Raw genomic sequence first — 17,955 nt, forward strand, 5'->3', positions numbered from 1 at the left:
TCCGTTTCACTTTTTCAAACGTAATAACGGATACGAGCCTGCTTCTTGGTCACGCGAACGGTTCGCGTAACCGGCGCGGCTCACCATGTGTCCCCGTTCTCCTCTGGCCTTGGCCGGGGAGAAGCGGCTTTGCCCGGTCCCAAATAGGCCGGGCATTTTTTTGCGCTGCGTGCTCGTGATTCGGGTCGCAGTAATCGTCTGCATTTTTCCTGCGTCAAGCGCCGACGAGCATCACGAGCTTCAAATCCTCCCGATGCGCCGGCTTGAACGTGATCTGGTCATATACAAGCCGGCCGCGCGTGGGATGGTTGAATTCCCGCGTGCCGCCTTCGCGCTCGCCTACATCTTGCGATGCCCAAAAGCGCCCAAAAGCGTCGCTTGCCGCGCTGAGTGAATCGATCAACGCGCGCGTCGGGGCATCGTTCAAATGGCGGATCGAATCCGCCCGAAACTCGGCCACGAGCCTGCGCGCCCGCGTTTCCCAATCCACGATCAAACTCTGCGCTCCGGCCCCGGTAAACGTGAAGGAGAGCAGGTTCCGATCCTGATCCCGCGCGCCATCCAGCCAGCCTATGAACAATGCCGCCGCTTGCGCATTCCATCGAAGGGCGTTCCATTGGCGGTCGAGGACGTAGGCGGGGGCATCGATCAATTCCACCGATTTCAACAGCGACGCTGGTGCGTCCTGCGCCGCCGGATCAGGCTCGGCGGGGTCGCGCTGGGCGGCGAGTTCGAACAGATAGGCGCGCTCGGCACGCGAAAGCTGCAGCGCAACGGCGATGCGCGCGAGGGCATCGGCGGAAGCGGAAACCGGCCGTCCCTGCTCGATCCACGTGTACCAGGTCGGACTCACGCCGCACAATTGCGCGACTTCCTCACGACGCAAACCCGGCGTACGGCGTCGCGGACCGGGCGGCAGGCCGACGGCCATAGGAGAAAGCCGCTCGCGATGCGCGCGAATGAATTCGCCGAGCGCGCGGGCCGGCGTTGCATCGAGTGGTGGCGCGGCAGTGGCTGCGGCGACAGGTGACGACAAGGTCATGAGTACGTGCTGAAAAGAGGTTCGACGCGCGTTCGGGTAGTTTAGATACCAGAATAACCGCACAACTTGTACCGGTACAAGGCGGCGCTTATTGTAGCGTTGCCGTGCCCGAGAAAACACTGACAGAAACCTGGAGTTGCCCCATGAAACATCACGATCAGGTCGCCGATGCCTTCGGTTCGACCGCCGCCGCTTATCTCACCAGCGCCGTCCACGCGACGGGCGCGGATCTGCAGGAACTCGCGCACGAGGTCGCGGCGGTCCCGGACGCAGTCGTGCTCGACCTGGGTTGCGGGGCCGGCCACGTGAGTTTTTCGGTGGCGCCGCACGCTAAAAGCGTGGTGGCGTATGACATCGCGGAACAGATGCTGACGACGGTTGCCGCCGCGGCGAAGGATCGCGGGCTCGAAAACATCACGACGCAGCAAGGTCCCGCCGAGCGTTTGCCTTTTGCCGATGCCACGTTCGACCGTGTGTTGAGCCGCATGAGCGCGCACCATTGGCACGATGTCCCGGCGGCGCTCAGGGAAGTCCGGCGCGTCTTGAAGCCGGGCGGGCGCGTGGTGTTCGTTGATATCGCGGGCGCGGATCATCCATTACTCGATACCCATATCCAGGCCGTGGAAGTGCTGCGCGATGGCTCGCATATCCGGGATTATCGTGGGGACGAGTGGCTGGCTTTATTCGGGCAAGCGGGATTCAGGGCGGAGATTCGCAGCCGATGGCGCCTGCCGCTTCAATTCGATACGTGGGTTGAGAGAATGCGCACGCCGCCGGAAAGGGTGGCGGCGATTCGCTCGATCTGGAAGAACGCGCCCGATGAAGTGCGCCAGTATTTCGCGGTTCAGGACGATGGATCGTTTGAACTGGATGCGTTGATGATTGGGGCGGAATGATGGGAAAGCCGGGTGGGATTCGAACCCGCCCGGCTTAAAACGAAATCACCCCGTATTTCGCAACCCCGCGGCAATCCCATTAATCGTCAAATGAATCCCGCGCCCGAGCCGCACGTTGTCATCGCCCGCGCGGTGCCGCTTCAGCAACTCAACCTGCAAGTGATTCAGCGGATCCAGATACGGGAACCGGTTTTTTATCGATCGCGCGAGCAGCGGATTATTCGCAAGCCGTTCGCTGTGGCCCGTAATCTCCGACAACACGTTCGACGTCCGTTCCCATTCCGCCACGATCCGGCTGAACACATGCTTGCGCAGTTTTTTATCGGTGACGAGCTGCGCGTAACGCGATGCCACCGCAATGTCCGTCTTCGCCAGAACCATGTCCATGTTCGAGAGCAAATTCGCAAAGAACGGCCAGGTCTTGTGCATCTTCTTGAGCGTACCAAGCCGTTTGGCGCGCTCGGCGGCGTCCGGTGCGGTATCGAGAAAATCGGTCACCGCGCTGCCGAAGCCATACCAGCCGGTCAGCAATAAACGGCATTGCCCCCACGAAAAACCCCACGGAATCGCCCGCAAATCCTCGATCTTGCGCTGCTTCGGATCCTGCAATTTCCGTGATGCCGGCCGGCTGCCGATATTCAACTCGGCAATCTCGGAGATGGGCGTCGATTCGAAGAAATACTCCTTGAATCCCGGCGTCTCATAAACCAGCGCGCGATACGCGGCCATCGCGGAATCCGACAGCGTCTGCATGGTCGCTTCGAAAGCGGGCAAATGCGCGGGCGTGCTTTCGTGCGGCAAAAGCGATGCTTCCAGCGTCGCCGCCACCACGAGCTCGAGATTGCGCCGGCCGATTTCCGGATTGCCGAACTTGCTCGCAATCACTTCGCCTTGCTCGGTGGTGCGGATCTGGCCATCGACGGTACCCGGCGGCTGCGAGAGGATTGCCTGATACGTCGGACCACCGCCGCGCCCGACCGTACCTCCGCGACCATGAAAGAGCCGCAGCGTGGTTTTATGCTGCTTGAACAAGGCAACGAGCGCCAGTTCGGCCCGATACAATTCCCAGTTCGATGTAAGGAAACCGCCGTCCTTGTTGCTATCGGAGTAACCGAGCATGACTTCCTGCTCGCCGCCTTGCAGCTCGACCAGTTTTTTCACGCCGGGCAGCGCAAAGAAATCGCCCATGATGAGCGGCGCGTTGCGCAAGTCCGCGATGGTTTCGAACAGCGGAATCACCATCAAGCCGTTCTGCGCGGGATTTTTCTCGTGACCCAGACGCCCCTGCAGCAACCCGGTTTCCTTTTGCAGCAACATGACTTCGAGCAAATCGCTGACCGTTTCCGTATGCGAAATGATGTAGTTGCGCACGGCGCGCGTACCGAACTTCTCACGCGTCACGCGCGCCGCTTCGAGCACGCCGAGTTCGCTCCTGGCAAGATCCGAATAGTCGAAATAGGGCAGGCGCAGCGGGCGCGGCTGGGCCAGTTCGTTGAGCAGCAACGTGATCTTGTCGGCTTCGGGCAGCGCGGCATAGTCGTCCTGAACGCCCGCGCGCGCCAGCAATTCGGCGATCACGGCTTCATGTATGTCGGAACTCTGACGCAAGTCGATACTCGCCAGATGGAAGCCGAACACTTCCGCCGCGCGCGCCAGAGGCGACAAACGCGGCGCCGACAAATATTCGCCATGATGCGCGGCCAGCGATTCGATCAACACATTGAGATCAGCGCCAAATTCCGTCGCCGATGCATACGGTTTCGCCGGATGACGGCTGCGCGCCGCGACCACGCCGACGCCGAGACGTTCGTCGGCGGAAGCTACAAGCCTTGCATACACGCCGATCAGCGCTCGCCGATACGGCTCATCGGTCCGATGCGGCGACGAATCCGGAGAGTTATCGGCGAGCTTCTTGAGCGCATCGCTCGCGCCGGCCAGCAAGTTCGACACCGATAATTCCGCGCCGAGCCTATGCACCTGCTCCAGATAATGTTCGAAAATCACCGTGGCCTGCCGCGTGATGGCGTGAACCAGCGTGGGTGCGGTGACGTTCGGATTGCCGTCGCGATCGCCGCCAATCCAGCTTCCCATTTGCAGGAACGCCGGCAGACGCGCGGGCAGGCCGTGCTCGGCGAGCGCGGCTTCAATATCGGCGTAAAGCGCGGGGATTTCTTCCAGGAACGTCGCGCGGTAATACGACAGCGCGTTTTCGATTTCATCGGCGACGGTCAGGCGTGCATCGCGCAACATCCGCGTTTGCCACAGCGATGTGACGCGGGCGCGCAGCATCGATTCATTGTGCGCACGCTCGCGCACGGTCAGTTCCTGGTCGCGTTCGGCGAGCAACCGCGCGACTTCGTGCTGCGCATCCAGAATGCTCTTGCGCGAAACTTCGGTCGGGTGAGCGGTCAGGACGGGCACGATCAGCGCGTCATCGAAGAACTTTTGCAGCGTGACTTTCGCCGACGAAGCATTCGGGCTCGCCTTCAATCGTTCGATGGCATAAGCCATCGTCCCGGCTTGCGGCGTGGAACCGGCAAGCGCATGAATCCGCCGACGCCGGTTGTGATGCCGGTCCTCGGCGATATTCGCCAGATGTGAAAAATAGCTGAACGCGCGCACGACGCTCACCGTTTGCTCGGGCGAAAGCGATTTCAGGCGCTTGTCCAGCGCTTGCGACGCCTCGCTGTCTTCCTCGCGACGAAATTTGACTGCGGTCTGACGAATCGTTTCGACGACATCGAACACTTTGTCGCCTTCCTGCTCGCGCACGACGTCGCCGAGAAGGCGCCCGAGATAACGGATGTCCTCGAAGAGCGGCAGGTCTTTGTCATCGCGCGTTCGCGAAGTATGTTTGGACGGCTTGTCGGCCACTTTCACAGCGGGTTTCTTGACGACGGGGGCACGCGCTTTGGAAGCTTTGGCCGGGGACGACACATCGGCCGCGATGGCCTTGACGGACGAACCTTCATCCTTCGATACCGCATTGCGGCGGGGGCGGGCATTGCGCGCCGATCCGGGAGAGCTCACGTTGAATTCCTCTTGTTAGCCAACTTTAAAGCCACAGACTAAATAAGGAAGCGTGCGGGGCGCCGTGCATGAAACGACGTCCGCCTGCTCCGCCAAGCTGCTTACAGTGTTACTGGCGTTGCGGCTGAAACTCGAGAAATCAAAGGCGATCGGGCGCGGCCGCGCTAACGAATGCATGCCCCATCCACTACGCGCGCCGCATGTTGCGGCTTTGTGCCCTGCTGTCTCCGTCCTGCCGCATCGCGCCCGGCCCGTTGCGCGGCGCTTCGGCGCGGCTCGGACTGTAATTGGGCTTTGGCGTGCGTGCTACCATTGTTTGTTATCCATCCCGTCATTCGATTGACCCGCAATGAACTCCGAGACGCCTTTCACGCCACCGCCCCGTACTTTAGTCATTGCCTCGCGGGAGAGCCGTCTTGCCATGTGGCAGGCTGAGCACGTGCAGTTTGCGCTGCACAAATTATATCCATCTTGCGACGTCAAAATCCTCGGAATGACGACTCGCGGCGATCAGATTCTCGACCGGACCTTATCGAAGGTTGGCGGCAAGGGGCTCTTCGTCAAGGAACTCGAAGCAGCACTCGCTGACGGTCGCGCCGACCTCGCCGTGCATTCGCTGAAAGACGTGCCCATGGAACTGCCCGATGGTTTCACGCTGAGCACGATCCTCGAGCGCGAGGATCCCCGCGATGCCTTCGTTTCGCCGCATTTTGCATCGCTCGCGGAATTGCCTCACGGCAGCATCGTGGGGACGTCGAGCTTGCGTCGCGAAGCCATGCTGCGCATGCATTTCCCTCATCTCGACGTGCGCCCGTTGCGCGGCAATCTCGATACGCGTCTCGGCAAGCTCGATCGCGGCGATTACGCGGCGATCATTCTGGCCGCGGCCGGGCTGATCCGGCTCGGGCTGGAATCGCGGATTCGCGCGCATCTGTCGCCGGAAGAAAGTCTGCCGGCGGCGGGGCAAGGCGCGCTTGGCATCGAAATCCGTGCCGGCCGCGACGATCTCGCCGCGTGGCTCGCGCCGCTGCATCACGAGGCCACGGCCGCGGCGGTCGAAGCGGAACGCATGGTGTCGCGCTCGCTCGGCGGCAGTTGCGAAGTGCCGCTCGCGGCGTATGCCGAATGGCGCGAAGGCGCGCTGCATTTGCGCGGATGTGTATCGACAGTCGATGGCACGCGTGTGCTGCGAGCCGAAGGATCTTCGAACGCGGCTGATGTCGAGTCCGCGCTCGATCTCGGCGCTCGTGTCTCCGCTGAACTCGAAGCGCAGGGCGCAATGGACATCGTCCGCGAATTGAGCACAGCGAGCGGCGCACGTATTCCTCCTGCTGCAACGCCTGCCGACTGATGGCGAGCACTCACGATTCCACGCAACCACCGGCCGATGCCACCACGCGGCGATCCACCGTTGTCATCACGCGTCCTTCGGGCCAGTCGGCGGAACTTGTCTCGCTGCTCGAACGGGCGGGGCTCGCGCCGTTCGAGTTTCCGCTCATCGACATAGGTCCCGTCGCCGATATTTCCCCGCTGCAAGCCGCGCTCGGCGAACTGTACGCGCCCGCCGAACTCGGCTTTGCGCTCGTTGTGTTTGTATCGCCGAATGCCGTCCAGCATGCGTTCGCCGCGCTCACCTCGCCCTGGCCGACGCACGTTGCCATTGGCGTGGTCGGTCCCGGCAGCGTGGCGGCGCTGTCGCGCCAGGGTGTCGCCGCGCCCGCGTACACGGTGATCAGTCCAGGCGCCGACGCCAACATCACCGAAACGCCCACCGATCCCCGTTACGATTCCGAAGCGTTGCACGCGGCGATCACGGCGCATTTCGGCGCCGATGGCCTCAAGGACAAACGCGTTTTGATCGTGCGTGGCGATGGCGGCCGGGAATGGCTCGCCGACACGCTGGGCGAATCCGGCGCGAAGGTCGAGAAAGTGGCGGCGTACACGCGCATCGTGCCCGAGCCGTCCATGCGCGACTGGGAGCGGATTCACGCGTTGCTCGCGGGCGAACCGCACGCGTGGCTGCTCACAAGCTCGGAAGGCGTGCGCAATCTCGAGGATCTGGCACGCGAATATCTCACCGCCGACGAAACCCTGACGCTCAAGCAGGTGCCGCTCGTCACGCCGCATCCGCGTATTGCCGAAGCCGCGCGGCAGGCGGGTTTTGATAGGATTACGGTGTCCGGCGCCGGCGACGAACGCATTGTTCAGGCGTTCAGCACGCTCTTCGCCACTGCTTCGAAACCGGACCCAAAAGCCGCAGCCCGAGACGAACCGGACGCGCAGGTTGCAGAGGCACAAAAACATGGACACACGGCCCCGGCGGCAACGCCGTCCAGCCAGTCCAGTCAAAAAACCAACCAGGAGTCCGCGCCGACGGATTCCAGGCCGGCCTTCGCGGCGGCTCACCAACCGGCTCAATCACGCATGACTGATTCGATCGATTCCAGCAAGACCGCTTCAAAATCCGATGCCAAGTCCACGGCGTCGGCTCCGCCTTCGAATCCGCCGAACACGCCGTTCACGCCGTATGAATCGCAGGTGAAAGAGCGGCGCGGCGGCGCGGGCACCGCGCTAGTCTGGCTGGTGCTCGTGATTGCCATCGTGGTGGCGGGCGTGGGCGGTTTCATGCTCAACCGCAAGTTCGATCAACGCGATGCGCAGCTCGCGCAGCGTTTGCAATCAAGCGACGCACAAACCGCCGCGTTGCGCGCACAAGCCGATCAGGCCGCGAGTTCGGTCAACGCCATCAACACGCAGATCATCCAGTTCCAGGGCAAGCTCACGGACGCGCAGGCGCAAAGCCAGGCGCTGCAACAGCAATATCAGGATCTCGCCAGCAACCGCGACGACTGGACGCTGGCTGAAGTCGAGCAGATCCTGTCGAGCGCCAGCCAGCAGCTGCAGCTCACCGGCAACGTCCAGCTCGCGCTGTTCGCGCTGCAAAGCGCCGATACGCGTCTTGCCGCTACAACCGGTCCGCAGATCGTGACAATCCGCAAGGCCATTGCGCAGGACATGGACAAGTTGCGCGCAACGCCATCCACTGATTTGACGGGTCTTGCCATCAAGCTCGATACCGCCATCGACCAGATCGATCGTTTGCCGCTCGCCGGCGAAGCGCCGATCGTGCCGTCCACCGCTCATGCCGATACCCCCGGCGACAGCGCCGCCATCGCCGCCGCGACCAATCAGCCGCGCTGGAAAGTCTGGCTGCAGCAGATTGCGGGCGGCATCGGACAGCAGTTGTCGAGTCTCGTGTCGGTGCGCCGTATCGATAACGCCGACGCCATGCTCGCCTCGCCGGATCAAGGTTATTTCGTGCGTGAAAACGTGAAGCTGCGCTTGCTGTCGGCACGTTTGTCGCTGCTTTCGCGCAGTGAACCGGCGCTCAAGTCGGACCTCAATGCCGCGGATACGGCGCTTGGCCGTTACTTCGATCCGTCGTCGGGTAAGGTCAAGTCGGTGCGCGATCTCATCAAGCAGGTCAACGACGCGTCGACCGCCGTCACCGTCCCCGACCTGAACGCGAGTCTCGCGGCGGTCCATCAGTTCAAGCGAGGCGGATGATGACGATGCGTGGACTCATCTGGTTTGTGCTCCTGTTCGCGGCGGCCGCCGCGCTCGCGCTGGTCGGTGTGTTCGACGGCGGCCAGGTGCTGCTCGTGATCCCGCCATATCGCGTGGATGTGTCGCTGAACCTGTTCGTGGTCGCGCTGGTGGTGACGTTCATCGTGCTGTACGCGGTGCTGCGCGCCATTCGCAGCGTGTGGAAAATGCCGCAGCGCGTGTCGGCGTACCGGACGCGTTCGCGGCTGGCGAAGGCGAACGCGGCATTGCGCGATGCCATCGGCCACTTGTACGCCGGGCGTTTTTCGAAGGCGGAAAAGTCGGCGCGCGATTCTCTGAACGTCGATGAAAACGCCGGTGCGGCCGGGTTGATCGGTGCAAAAGCGGCGCATGAAATGCATGAGTACGCGCGTCGCGACGAATGGCTCGCGAAGGTGACGGACAGCGACTGGCAGGACGCGCGTTTGATGGCCACCGCCGACATGCGTGCCGATGGTCGCGATGCCGACGGCGCGCTCGTTGCGTTGACCGAAATGCAGGCGCAGGGCGGACGTCGATTGCACGCGCAGCAGATCGCGTTGCGCGCGCAGCAGCAGTTGAAGAACTGGGGCGAAGTGCTGAAGCTCGTGAAGACGCTGGAAAAGCGCGAGGCGCTGCATCCGGCGGTCGCGGTGCGTTTGCGTCAGGTCGCGGCTGAAAATCTGCTGCGCGATCGCCGGCACAATCCGGATGCATTGCTGGAGTTCTGGCAGACGTTGTCGCCAGTTGAACGGCAATCGCCGCGTCTGGCCGATCTGGCCGCCGAGTTGCTGATCGCGCTGGATCGACGCAACGACGCGCGCAAGATCGTGGAGGAAGCGCTCAATCACAATTGGGACGCGCGCTTGCTGCGCCGGTATCCCGATTGCGCGTCGCCGGGAGATGCGTTGCCGTTGATTCAGCGTGCCGAAGCCTGGCAGAAGGAACGCACGGAAGACGCCGACTTGCTGTTCACGCTCGGCCGTCTTTGTCTACATCAGCAGTTATGGGGCAAGGCACAGGCGTTCCTGGAATCGGCCTTGAAACTCGCCGATAACGAACCGCTCAAGATTCGCACGCATCGCGCGCTGGCGCGTTTGCACGAACAACTCGGCGATAGCGACAAGGCGAGCCAGCATTATCGTGAAAGCGCGCTGGCAATGAACGTGGTCTGAGTTCTGGTTGCTTCAGAAAAACCGCGAGCTTCTTCTTACGAAGGCTCGCGGTTTTTTATTGCTTATTGAGGCAGGGAACGTCGGCCGGATGCCGGATTCCCCGTGCGCGGATGCGGCACGGTCGGGACGACGGGAAGGGCGGTCAGCGCGGTTTCGTCGGTGGGAGAAAGGAGAGAGTTCAGCGAGAGCACGTCGCTGTCGGTGAGACTTGCCGTAGACGCTTTCAATTTCAGCGAGTTGATCAGTGTGTCGTAACGCGCTTTCGCGAGATCGCGCCGCGCGGAAAAAAGCTGATCTTGTGCATTGAGTACATCGATATTGATCCGCACGCCGACCTGATAACCCAGCAAGTTCGATTCAAGCGATGTCCGCGCCGACCGCTCGGCGGTTTCGAGCGCGCGAACCTGCGCAAGTCCGCTCGATACTCCCAGAAACGCCTGTCGCGCCGATAACGCCGCCGAACGCCGCGCGCTATCGAGGTCCGATGCCGCCTTGTCCTCAAGCGCGAGCGTTTGCCGCACGCGGCTTTGCGTCGCGCCGCCTTCATAGAGCGGAATGGTGAGCTGAACGCCGACCGTTGCGTTGGTGTAATACGCGCCGAAATTGCCAAGTTCGGCCGCCGCAGCCGGAATGCCCGGGCCGATAGACCCCGCGCCGCTGCCAAAACCGCCGCCGAAATTCCCGCCGAAGTTGCCCGCGCCCGCCGCACCCAAGCTGCTTTTTGAATAACTTGCGACCAGATCGAGCGACGGATAGTGGCCCGCCTTCGCCTTCAATGTCTCGCGCTGCGAGTTCGCCGTCGCCAGTTGCTTGAGCACTACGTCGTAATTGGTGTCGCGCGCCATGTCCACCCATTGCTGCATATCCGCGGGAACCGGCTGCGGGAGTGTCACGCCTCGAGCAAGTCCATCCACCCGTGTCACCGGATGCCCGACGATCTGCTCGAGCGACGCCAGTTTCACCTCGAGATCGTTCTGCGCCGCGATTTCCTGCGATACCGCCTGGTCGTATTTGGCCTGGGCTTCGTTGGTATCGGTGATGGTGGCGCTGCCGGCAGTGAAGGAATGTTTCGCCGATTCGAGCTGCTCGGCAATGGAAGCCTTCTGCGATCGGACGATCGCGAGACTATCCTGGGCCGAAAGCGCGTCGAAGTAAGCCTGGCCGAGCCTCACGATCAAATCCTGGCGAGCGGCGGCGAATTGAGCTTGAGCCGTTGTCAGCGCAATCTGGCCTTGCTGATAGCCTTGCCAGTTCGCAACGTTGATAAGCGGTTGAGTCAGCGAAACAACAAAACCATTGCTGTTCCCATTCGATGCCGGGAAGCCGCCGCCAAACTCCGTGCGTTGCTCGTTGGCAGACACCGATGCCGACAATTGCGGCAGCAACTTTGCGCGCGCTTGCGGCAATTGTTCGCTGTCGGCAGTCAGGCTGGCGCGAGCGCTTTGAAGCTGCGCGTCGGTGTTGAGCGCTTCGTCGTAGAGTTGATCGAGGCCCACGGCCATGGCCGGTGAGCACGCTAACCCGGCGCTGATGCTGGACAGCGCCAACGCAAACATCGGGCGCATGGAAATTCCGTGATAACTAAAAGGCCTGCAAATCAATACGTGGGGATGGCCGGATCGACTTGTTTCGACCAGGCGTCAATGCCACCAAACAGATTAAAAACTTGCGTGAAGCCACGCGACTCCAGAAACATGCCGACTTGCGCGCTGCGTGCGCCGTGATGGCAGATGCAGACGATCTGCGCGTCGTCGTCCAGTTCTTCGCTGCGTGCAGGAATATCGCGCATGGGAATGGCGACAATGTTGGCCATCCTGGCCGTTTCAAGTTCCCAAGGTTCGCGGACGTCGAGCAGGACAGGGGCGGGACGCGACGAGTCGGCGAGCCATTCGGCCAGTTCGGTTGCGGACAGATTTTGCATGGGATTCCGGTGAAAGCGGCAAGCATCGGCCAAGCGGATTTGCTCGAACGATGTGCTGACTGAGTTTGCCAGTTGGAAGGATCGGACACGCACGGTTCAACCCGTACGCGTCCGGATTCCCGGGAAAACTTAAAACTTGAAGCGTGAAGGCTGTACGGCGTTTTTGAGCGGTCCGATCAGCGTTTCGAAGATATCTGCAACGCGGAATTGCTTTTCGTCCACGCGCGTGATGATCTGCGCCTTCATGACCGGCGCGCCGCCAACGAACGCCGCGAGCCTACCGCCGATCTTCAACTGGTCGAGGAATTCCTGCGGCATGACCGGCAAGCCACCTGACACACAAATGATGTCGAAGGTTTCGCCCTGGTTCCAGCCGCGCGCGCCGTCGCCGAGTGCGACTTGTGCGTTCGACACACCATTGGCGGCAAGATTTTCCTCGGCCAGCTTGGCGAGTTCCGGCTCGATCTCAACGGTCGTCACGGAGCGGCCGCGTGCGCCGAGCAGCGCTGCCATGTAGCCTGTGCCCGCGCCGATTTCCAGCACGATTTCGTGCTTTTTCACAGCCAGTTCCTGCAACACACGCGCTTCGACGCGTGGAAACAGCATGTGCTGGCCAGCCGGCAGCGGAATTTCGAGATCCGCGAACGCGATGTTCCGGTACGCGGCTGGGACGAAATTCTCACGCTTGACGATCGACAGCAGGTTCAGGACGTCCTGGTCCAGCACATCCCAGGGACGGATCTGCTGTTCGATCATGTTGAAACGCGCTTGCTCGATGTTCATTTTCAGTCTGCGGGTCGATCGACCGTTGAGGGTGGAGTTGACTTATTGAGCAGCGCCGCGACACAACGCGATGCCGTAAATAAGCCGAAAATCGAAGTCGGATTGTAGCAAATCAACAAGCGCCGGAAAGTCGTGGCGACACGCGTTAGCCATTCGGCCGAGGAAAAGCGCCTGGGTCGAAGCCATCAATGGGGCAAGCGCACGTCGAGTTTCAGCGTCAGCAGCCTCGCGACGAGGATGAACGCCGTGGAAAGCAGCACGTTGTAGACGCCCAGAACGCCGATTGCGTCGAGTCCTAGATATAGCCAGCATCCGGCAAACGCACACACCGCGTAGGGCCGCGAGTCGCGCAGGATCAGCGGAACTTCGTTGCACAGCACGTCCCGAATGATGCCGCCAAAAACGCCCGTCACCACGCCCATCAAGGCCGCGGTGAACGCGGGCATTTGCGCATCGAGTGCGATCGACGTGCCCGAAATGCTGAACAAGCCGAGACCGATGGCATCGGCGACGAGCAACGCGCGCTGGTCGAACAGGCGCGTCGTCAGGCGCAGGAAAATCGGCGCCGTGAGCGCCAACGCGAAAATCACGATCACGTAATCCTGATGCTCGACCCAGTAAAACGGCCGGCGCGACAGCAGCACGTCGCGCACGGTGCCGCCGCCGAACGCCGTTGCAAGCGCGACCAGAAAAGCGCCGACGGCATCCAGCCGGCGCTTCCTTGCTTCGATCAAACCTGAGATTGCGTATGCGAAGATTGCGAGCCCCTCCATGATGGAGATGGCCAAAGTGAGCCTGGGATGCACCGTCAAGGCCTCTTTCGCTGTTCGCAATGGCTGCGGATATCGCGATCTTGCGGATGTCCGTAATTGTGCGACGTGCCTCCCGGCTGCAGCAGCACGAGCACGGCGCCGGCGCCGCCGTCGTGCGGACGCGCCTGACAGAACGCGATCACTTCCTCTTTCTGCACGAGCCACGCGCGGACCTTGCCCTTCAGCACGGGCTCGCGGCCAATCGACCCGAGGCCTTTGCCGTGAATCACGCGCAGGCATCGCAGGCCGCGTTTTACGGCTTCCCTGATGAATTCCGATAACGCCTCGCGTGCTTCCTCGCGCCGCATTCCGTGCAGATCGAGCTGCGCCTGCACGATCCACGCGCCGCGCCGGAGTTTTCTCACCACTTCTTCACGCACGCCGTGGCGGCAGTAGGAAAGGCTGTCGTCGGAATCGAGCAGGCTTTCGGGGTCGTAATCATCGGAAAGCGCCTCGTGCAGCACGGCTTCTTCGTCGAGGCGCGTCTGGAGCGGCAAAGGCGGGGGCGGCACGCGCGGCAACGGCACGCGCTCCGCAACGTTCAACGGTTCCACTTCGCCGATGGCGTGCCGGAACACGTCGGCATCGGCCAATGCCTCGCGTTCGGCCACGATAGCCGCGGCGCGCTGGGCACGGTGCCGGACGGCTTGCGCCTGAAGCGATTCACGCAGCGTGGCGAGTCCGGCGAGACCTTCGCGTTTGAGCGCCGCCGCGAGTTCTGCCTGCGTCGGCGGTGCTTTCGCCGATGCCGCGGCTACGCCCGGCGCCTTGTCGCGCGGTCGTCTGGGCCGGGGTTCGTTCGGATGTGGCAGGTTTTTGGGCATTGCTGGGCAGAGGAAAACGCACGGCGGCGCAACGCGGATCGGCCGCTTCCGGAGCCTCTTTTTAACATGGACGCCGGCGAAATGGACGCGCCCGAAGCGCGCCTGGCCGATTTTTGCCGCGCCCGAAACGAAAACGCCGGCTGATCCTGGGAATCGCACCGGCGTCTGATTGTTTGCGCGGCTTGCTATACATCAGCGCAATGGTTCAGCGGATTAACGTTCCGCTTCGGCGCTCATGGACCGGACAGCCGGGTTTTCGTGAATGCTTTCCAGATAGCGCTGTGCGTCGAGCGCGGCCATACAGCCCGTTCCAGCGCTCGTGATGGCCTGGCGATAAATGTGATCCTGCACGTCGCCGGCGGCAAACACGCCGTCGATGCTCGTGCCCGTCGCATTACCCTGCAAGCCGCCGTTCGTGATGATGTAGCCGTTTTTCATCTCCAGCTGGCCGGCGAACAAGTCCGTATTCGGCTTGTGGCCAATCGCGACGAACACGCCTTGCAGCGGCACTTCGGTCGTCGTGCCGGTTTCCGTGCATTTGATCTGCAAGCCGGTTACGCCGGTCGCGTCGCCCTTTACTTCATCCAGAACGTGATTCCATTTGATGTCCACCACGCCTTCTTTTTCCTTCGCGAGCAGACGGTCGATCAGGATAGGCTCGGCGCGGAATTTGTCCCGGCGATGAACCACCGTAACTTTCTTTGCAATACCCGCCAGATAAAGCGCTTCTTCCACCGCCGTATTGCCGCCGCCGATCACGGCCACTTCGCCGTTCTTGTAGAAAAAGCCGTCGCAGGTTGCGCACGCGGACACGCCCTTGCCCATGAACGCCTCTTCCGAAGGCACGCCGAGATATTGCGCCGATGCACCCGTCGCGATGATCAACGAATCGCACGTATATTCGCCCGAGTCGCCGATCAGGCGGATTGGCCGTTCGGTCAGCTTGGCAGTGTGGATGTGATCGAACACAATCTCCGTGTTGAAGCGCTCGGCGTGTTCCAGCATGCGCTGCATCAATTCCGGACCTTGCACGCCCAATGGGTCGCCAGGCCAGTTTTCCACGTCGGTCGTGGTCATCAGCTGGCCGCCTTGCGCCAGACCCGTGATGAGCAGCGGCGACAGGTTCGCGCGCGCCGCATAGACGGCGGCGGAGTATCCGGCGGGACCGGAACCGAGAATCAGCACTTTTGCGTGTTTGGGCGATGACATGAGAGCAATCCGTTTGGTTAGGGCCAAACCGCTGGGTGAACAAGCGGTTTATGGGCAAAAAGCGCGAGCGGTCAGAAAAACTGTACCGGCTGCGCTTCAATGCCGATGACCTGTAAATAGGCGCGAATTTGCCATTATAAAGAGTGTCACCAGGCCCCGCCGAGTGATCCTTTCAATGGCGGCAATAGCGTGCGCGAGCCCGTGTCCAAGCCTGGCGTACGTGACGGACGCGTGTGTTGCGGGTGTTACAGGGTGAAACCGTCGTCCATTTTTGTCCGATCATCGCAATGCAGCGTTTACAATGCGTCCTTAACTCTGTCGGCTCGCCGTGGGTTTCATAGCGGGTCAAAAGCCTTACGGATCAATGGCAAAAGCTACCTATTCTGCAAGTGCGCAGGCATTGCCTCACCGCATGTCGCGACTTTTCACCGAGATTCGATGGATTCTGCAGGTCGCGCTCGGCGTGTTCCTGCTCATGGCGCTCGTAAGCTACAGCCGCCACGATCCAAGCTGGACCCACGCCGCGCAGGTCGACCAGATCGCCAATTGGGCCGGGCGCGTAGGCGCCTGGACCTCGGACATCCTGTTGCTGCTGTTCGGCCTTTCGGCCTATTGGTGGGTGGTGTTGCTCGCGCGTCGGATCATCGCGAATTATCGAAGGATCACGAATCAGGAGTCTTCCGCCGAACAACCGGCGAAAGATCGCACGTGGCTCGCGGAAGCTTTCGCGTTCGTGCTCGTGCTGCTGGCGAGCGACGGTATTGAAGCGCTGCGCATGTGGTCGCTCAAGGTTCAGGTGCCGCGCGCGCCGGGCGGCGTGGTCGGCGAGGCCGTGGCGCACGCGGTTTCCCATGCATTCGGCTTTACCGGCGCCACGCTGATTTTGCTGATTGCGCTTGCGATCGGCTTGTCGCTCTATTTTAACTTTTCCTGGCTTTCCGTCTGCGAAAAAACCGGCGACGGCATCATGGCCACCATCACCGGCGCACGTCTGCGGCGCGAAGCGGGGCGGGACCGGAAGCTCGGCGAAGTGGCGGCGGAGAAGCGCGAAGGCAAAGTGGTGCGCGGCCGCGTCAAGATCGAGGAGCAGGAACCGGTGATGATCGTGCCGCCAGTTGCCACGGCCAAGTCGGCGCGCGTGGAAAAAGAAAAGCAGGTGCCGCTTTTCACCGATCTCCCCGGCGATTCCACGTTGCCGCCGCTCGCCTTGCTCGACGCCGCGCCGGAAGTGAAGGAAACCATTTCCGCCGATACGCTCGAATACACGTCCCGTTTGATCGAGAAAAAGCTGAAGGATTTCGGCGTGGAAGTGGCGGTGGTCGCGGCTTATCCGGGGCCGGTAGTGACGCGTTACGAAATCGAGCCGGCCACGGGCGTCAAAGGGTCGCAGATCGTCGGCTTGGCGAAGGATCTGGCGCGCTCGCTTTCGCTGGTTTCCATCCGCGTGGTCGAGACCATTCCGGGCAAGAATTTCATGGCGCTGGAGTTGCCGAATCAGCGCCGCCAGACCGTGCGTTTGTCGGAGATTCTCGGTTCGCAAGTTTATGCCGATGCCGCTTCGCCTTTGACCATGGGCCTCGGCAAGGATATTGGCGGGAAGCCGGTGTGCGCGGATCTCGCGAAGATGCCGCACTTGCTGGTGGCCGGTACGACGGGTTCGGGCAAATCGGTGGGTATCAACGCGATGATTCTTTCGCTGTTGTACAAGGCCACCGCCGACGAAGTGCGCATGATTCTCATCGATCCGAAGATGCTCGAAATGAGCGTCTACGAAGGCATCCCGCATCTGCTCTGTCCGGTCGTGACCGACATGCGGCAAGCCGGGCACGCGCTCAACTGGGCCGTTGCCGAAATGGAACGCCGCTACAAGTTGATGAGCAAGATGGGCGTGCGAAATCTCGCGGGTTTCAACAACAAGATCGACGAAGCCACGAAGCGCGAAGAGAAGATTCCTAACCCGTTCAGCCTGACGCCGGACGAGCCGGAACCGCTGAACCGGCTGCCGACCATCGTGGTCGTGATCGACGAACTGGCCGACCTGATGATGGTCGTCGGCAAGAAGGTCGAGGAACTGATTGCGCGGATCGCACAGAAAGCGCGCGCGGCCGGCATTCACCTGATTCTCGCGACGCAGCGGCCGTCGGTGGACGTGATCACCGGCTTGATCAAGGCGAACGTGCCGACGCGCATGGCGTTCCAGGTTTCATCGAAGATCGATTCGCGGACCATTCTCGATCAGCAAGGCGCCGAGTCGCTGCTCGGCATGGGCGACATGCTTTATCTGCCGCCGGGTTCCGGCTTGCCGGTGCGCGTGCATGGCGCGTTTGTATCGGATGAAGAAGTGCATCGCGTGGTGAACAAGCTGAAGGAGCAGGGCGAGCCGAATTACATAGAAGGGATTCTTGAAGGCGGCGTGGTCGGCGACGGCGAAGAAGGCGCGCCGGGAGCGGCCGGCGGCGGTGATGGCGAAGCCGATCCGCTCTACGATCAGGCTGTCGAGATCGTGATCAAGAACAAGCGTGCGTCCATCTCGCTTGTGCAGCGGCACTTGCGGATCGGTTATAACCGTGCAGCGCGGTTGCTCGAGCAAATGGAAAATTCGGGACTGGTGTCGAGCATGTCTTCGAACGGCAATCGCGAAATCCTCTCGCCGGCGCGCGAAGCGGAATAGGCGGAAC

General features: G+C 61.8%; 13 protein-coding genes. 5 read left to right on the forward strand and 8 right to left on the reverse strand.

Annotation, left to right across the window (positions count from 1 at the left end; translation table 11 throughout):
- Positions 1-214 precede the first annotated feature (214 nt).
- Positions 215-1,042: a helix-turn-helix transcriptional regulator gene (locus ASG35_RS01245; RefSeq protein ID WP_442854792.1), complete on the reverse strand. Its 828-nt coding sequence runs from the start codon at positions 1,040-1,042 to the stop codon at positions 215-217.
- Positions 1,043-1,185: 143 nt separating this feature from the next.
- On the opposite strand from ASG35_RS01245, the gene ASG35_RS01250 reads away from it, so the two are divergent.
- The gene (locus ASG35_RS01250) at positions 1,186-1,938 is read left to right on the forward strand and encodes a class I SAM-dependent methyltransferase (RefSeq protein WP_056351864.1); all 753 of its coding nucleotides are present in this window, start codon (positions 1,186-1,188) and stop codon (positions 1,936-1,938) included.
- 45 nt (positions 1,939-1,983) lie between these two features.
- On the opposite strand, the gene ppc is transcribed toward ASG35_RS01250, so the two are convergent.
- Complete coding sequence (gene ppc / locus ASG35_RS01255; RefSeq protein WP_056351867.1) at positions 1,984-4,968, reverse strand: phosphoenolpyruvate carboxylase; 2,985 nt, start codon at positions 4,966-4,968, stop codon at positions 1,984-1,986.
- A 349-nt stretch (positions 4,969-5,317) separates the two neighbouring features.
- On the opposite strand from ppc, the gene hemC reads away from it, so the two are divergent.
- From hemC to ASG35_RS01270, 3 genes are read left to right on the forward strand one after another with little or no spacing between them, the layout of a single operon-like run.
- Entirely contained in the window at positions 5,318-6,319 is a 1,002-nt protein-coding gene (gene hemC, locus ASG35_RS01260; protein WP_056351870.1) for a hydroxymethylbilane synthase, read from the forward strand.
- Positions 6,319-8,535: a fused uroporphyrinogen-III synthase HemD/membrane protein HemX gene (gene hemDX / locus ASG35_RS01265; protein ID WP_056351873.1), complete on the forward strand. Its 2,217-nt coding sequence runs from the start codon at positions 6,319-6,321 to the stop codon at positions 8,533-8,535. Before hemC ends, hemDX begins: the two co-directional genes overlap by 1 nt.
- Positions 8,535-9,728, forward strand: a complete 1,194-nt coding sequence (locus tag ASG35_RS01270; protein WP_056351876.1) for a heme biosynthesis protein HemY — start codon at positions 8,535-8,537, stop codon at positions 9,726-9,728. The genes hemDX and ASG35_RS01270 overlap by 1 nt, the downstream gene beginning before the upstream one ends.
- Before the next feature lie 62 nt (positions 9,729-9,790).
- On the opposite strand, the gene ASG35_RS01275 is transcribed toward ASG35_RS01270, so the two are convergent.
- The 6 genes from ASG35_RS01275 to trxB form a co-directional block, all read right to left on the reverse strand.
- Positions 9,791-11,293, reverse strand: a complete 1,503-nt coding sequence (locus tag ASG35_RS01275; RefSeq protein WP_056351879.1) for a TolC family outer membrane protein — start codon at positions 11,291-11,293, stop codon at positions 9,791-9,793.
- Positions 11,294-11,325: 32 nt separating this feature from the next.
- The gene (locus ASG35_RS01280; protein ID WP_056351882.1) at positions 11,326-11,649 is read right to left on the reverse strand and encodes a rhodanese-like domain-containing protein; all 324 of its coding nucleotides are present in this window, start codon (positions 11,647-11,649) and stop codon (positions 11,326-11,328) included.
- Between the two features lie 129 nt (positions 11,650-11,778).
- Positions 11,779-12,432: a protein-L-isoaspartate O-methyltransferase family protein gene (locus ASG35_RS01285; protein ID WP_056351885.1), complete on the reverse strand. Its 654-nt coding sequence runs from the start codon at positions 12,430-12,432 to the stop codon at positions 11,779-11,781.
- 185 nt (positions 12,433-12,617) lie between these two features.
- Positions 12,618-13,238, reverse strand: a complete 621-nt coding sequence (locus ASG35_RS01290; protein WP_056352863.1) for a trimeric intracellular cation channel family protein — start codon at positions 13,236-13,238, stop codon at positions 12,618-12,620.
- Positions 13,239-13,240: 2 nt separating this feature from the next.
- Complete coding sequence (locus ASG35_RS01295) at positions 13,241-14,068, reverse strand: Smr/MutS family protein (RefSeq protein WP_056351888.1); 828 nt, start codon at positions 14,066-14,068, stop codon at positions 13,241-13,243.
- Positions 14,069-14,281: 213 nt separating this feature from the next.
- Positions 14,282-15,277: a thioredoxin-disulfide reductase gene (trxB, locus tag ASG35_RS01300; RefSeq protein ID WP_056351891.1), complete on the reverse strand. Its 996-nt coding sequence runs from the start codon at positions 15,275-15,277 to the stop codon at positions 14,282-14,284.
- Between the two features lie 364 nt (positions 15,278-15,641).
- Here trxB and ASG35_RS01305 point away from each other — a divergent pair, with 364 nt between their 5' ends.
- A complete protein-coding gene (locus ASG35_RS01305) occupies positions 15,642-17,948 on the forward strand; it encodes a DNA translocase FtsK (protein ID WP_056351893.1) in 2,307 nt (768 codons plus the stop codon).
- Positions 17,949-17,955 lie beyond the last annotated feature (7 nt).

Origin of the sequence: Burkholderia sp. Leaf177, from assembly GCF_001424345.1 — a bacterium.
Taxonomy (GTDB): domain Bacteria; phylum Pseudomonadota; class Gammaproteobacteria; order Burkholderiales; family Burkholderiaceae; genus Caballeronia.

Coding starts and splice junctions, on each gene's coding strand:
- ASG35_RS01245 (WP_442854792.1), bottom strand. CDS start 1,042: ATGACCTTGTCGTCACCTGTCGCCGCAGCCACTGCCGCGCCACCACTC.
- ASG35_RS01250 (WP_056351864.1), top strand. CDS start 1,186: ATGAAACATCACGATCAGGTCGCCGATGCCTTCGGTTCGACCGCCGCC.
- hemC (WP_056351870.1), top strand. CDS start 5,318: ATGAACTCCGAGACGCCTTTCACGCCACCGCCCCGTACTTTAGTCATT.
- hemDX (WP_056351873.1), top strand. CDS start 6,319: ATGGCGAGCACTCACGATTCCACGCAACCACCGGCCGATGCCACCACG.
- ASG35_RS01270 (WP_056351876.1), top strand. CDS start 8,535: ATGACGATGCGTGGACTCATCTGGTTTGTGCTCCTGTTCGCGGCGGCC.
- ASG35_RS01275 (WP_056351879.1), bottom strand. CDS start 11,293: ATGCGCCCGATGTTTGCGTTGGCGCTGTCCAGCATCAGCGCCGGGTTA.
- ASG35_RS01280 (WP_056351882.1), bottom strand. CDS start 11,649: ATGCAAAATCTGTCCGCAACCGAACTGGCCGAATGGCTCGCCGACTCG.
- ASG35_RS01285 (WP_056351885.1), bottom strand. CDS start 12,432: ATGAACATCGAGCAAGCGCGTTTCAACATGATCGAACAGCAGATCCGT.
- ASG35_RS01295 (WP_056351888.1), bottom strand. CDS start 14,068: ATGCCCAAAAACCTGCCACATCCGAACGAACCCCGGCCCAGACGACCG.
- trxB (WP_056351891.1), bottom strand. CDS start 15,277: ATGTCATCGCCCAAACACGCAAAAGTGCTGATTCTCGGTTCCGGTCCC.
- ASG35_RS01305 (WP_056351893.1), top strand. CDS start 15,642: ATGGCAAAAGCTACCTATTCTGCAAGTGCGCAGGCATTGCCTCACCGC.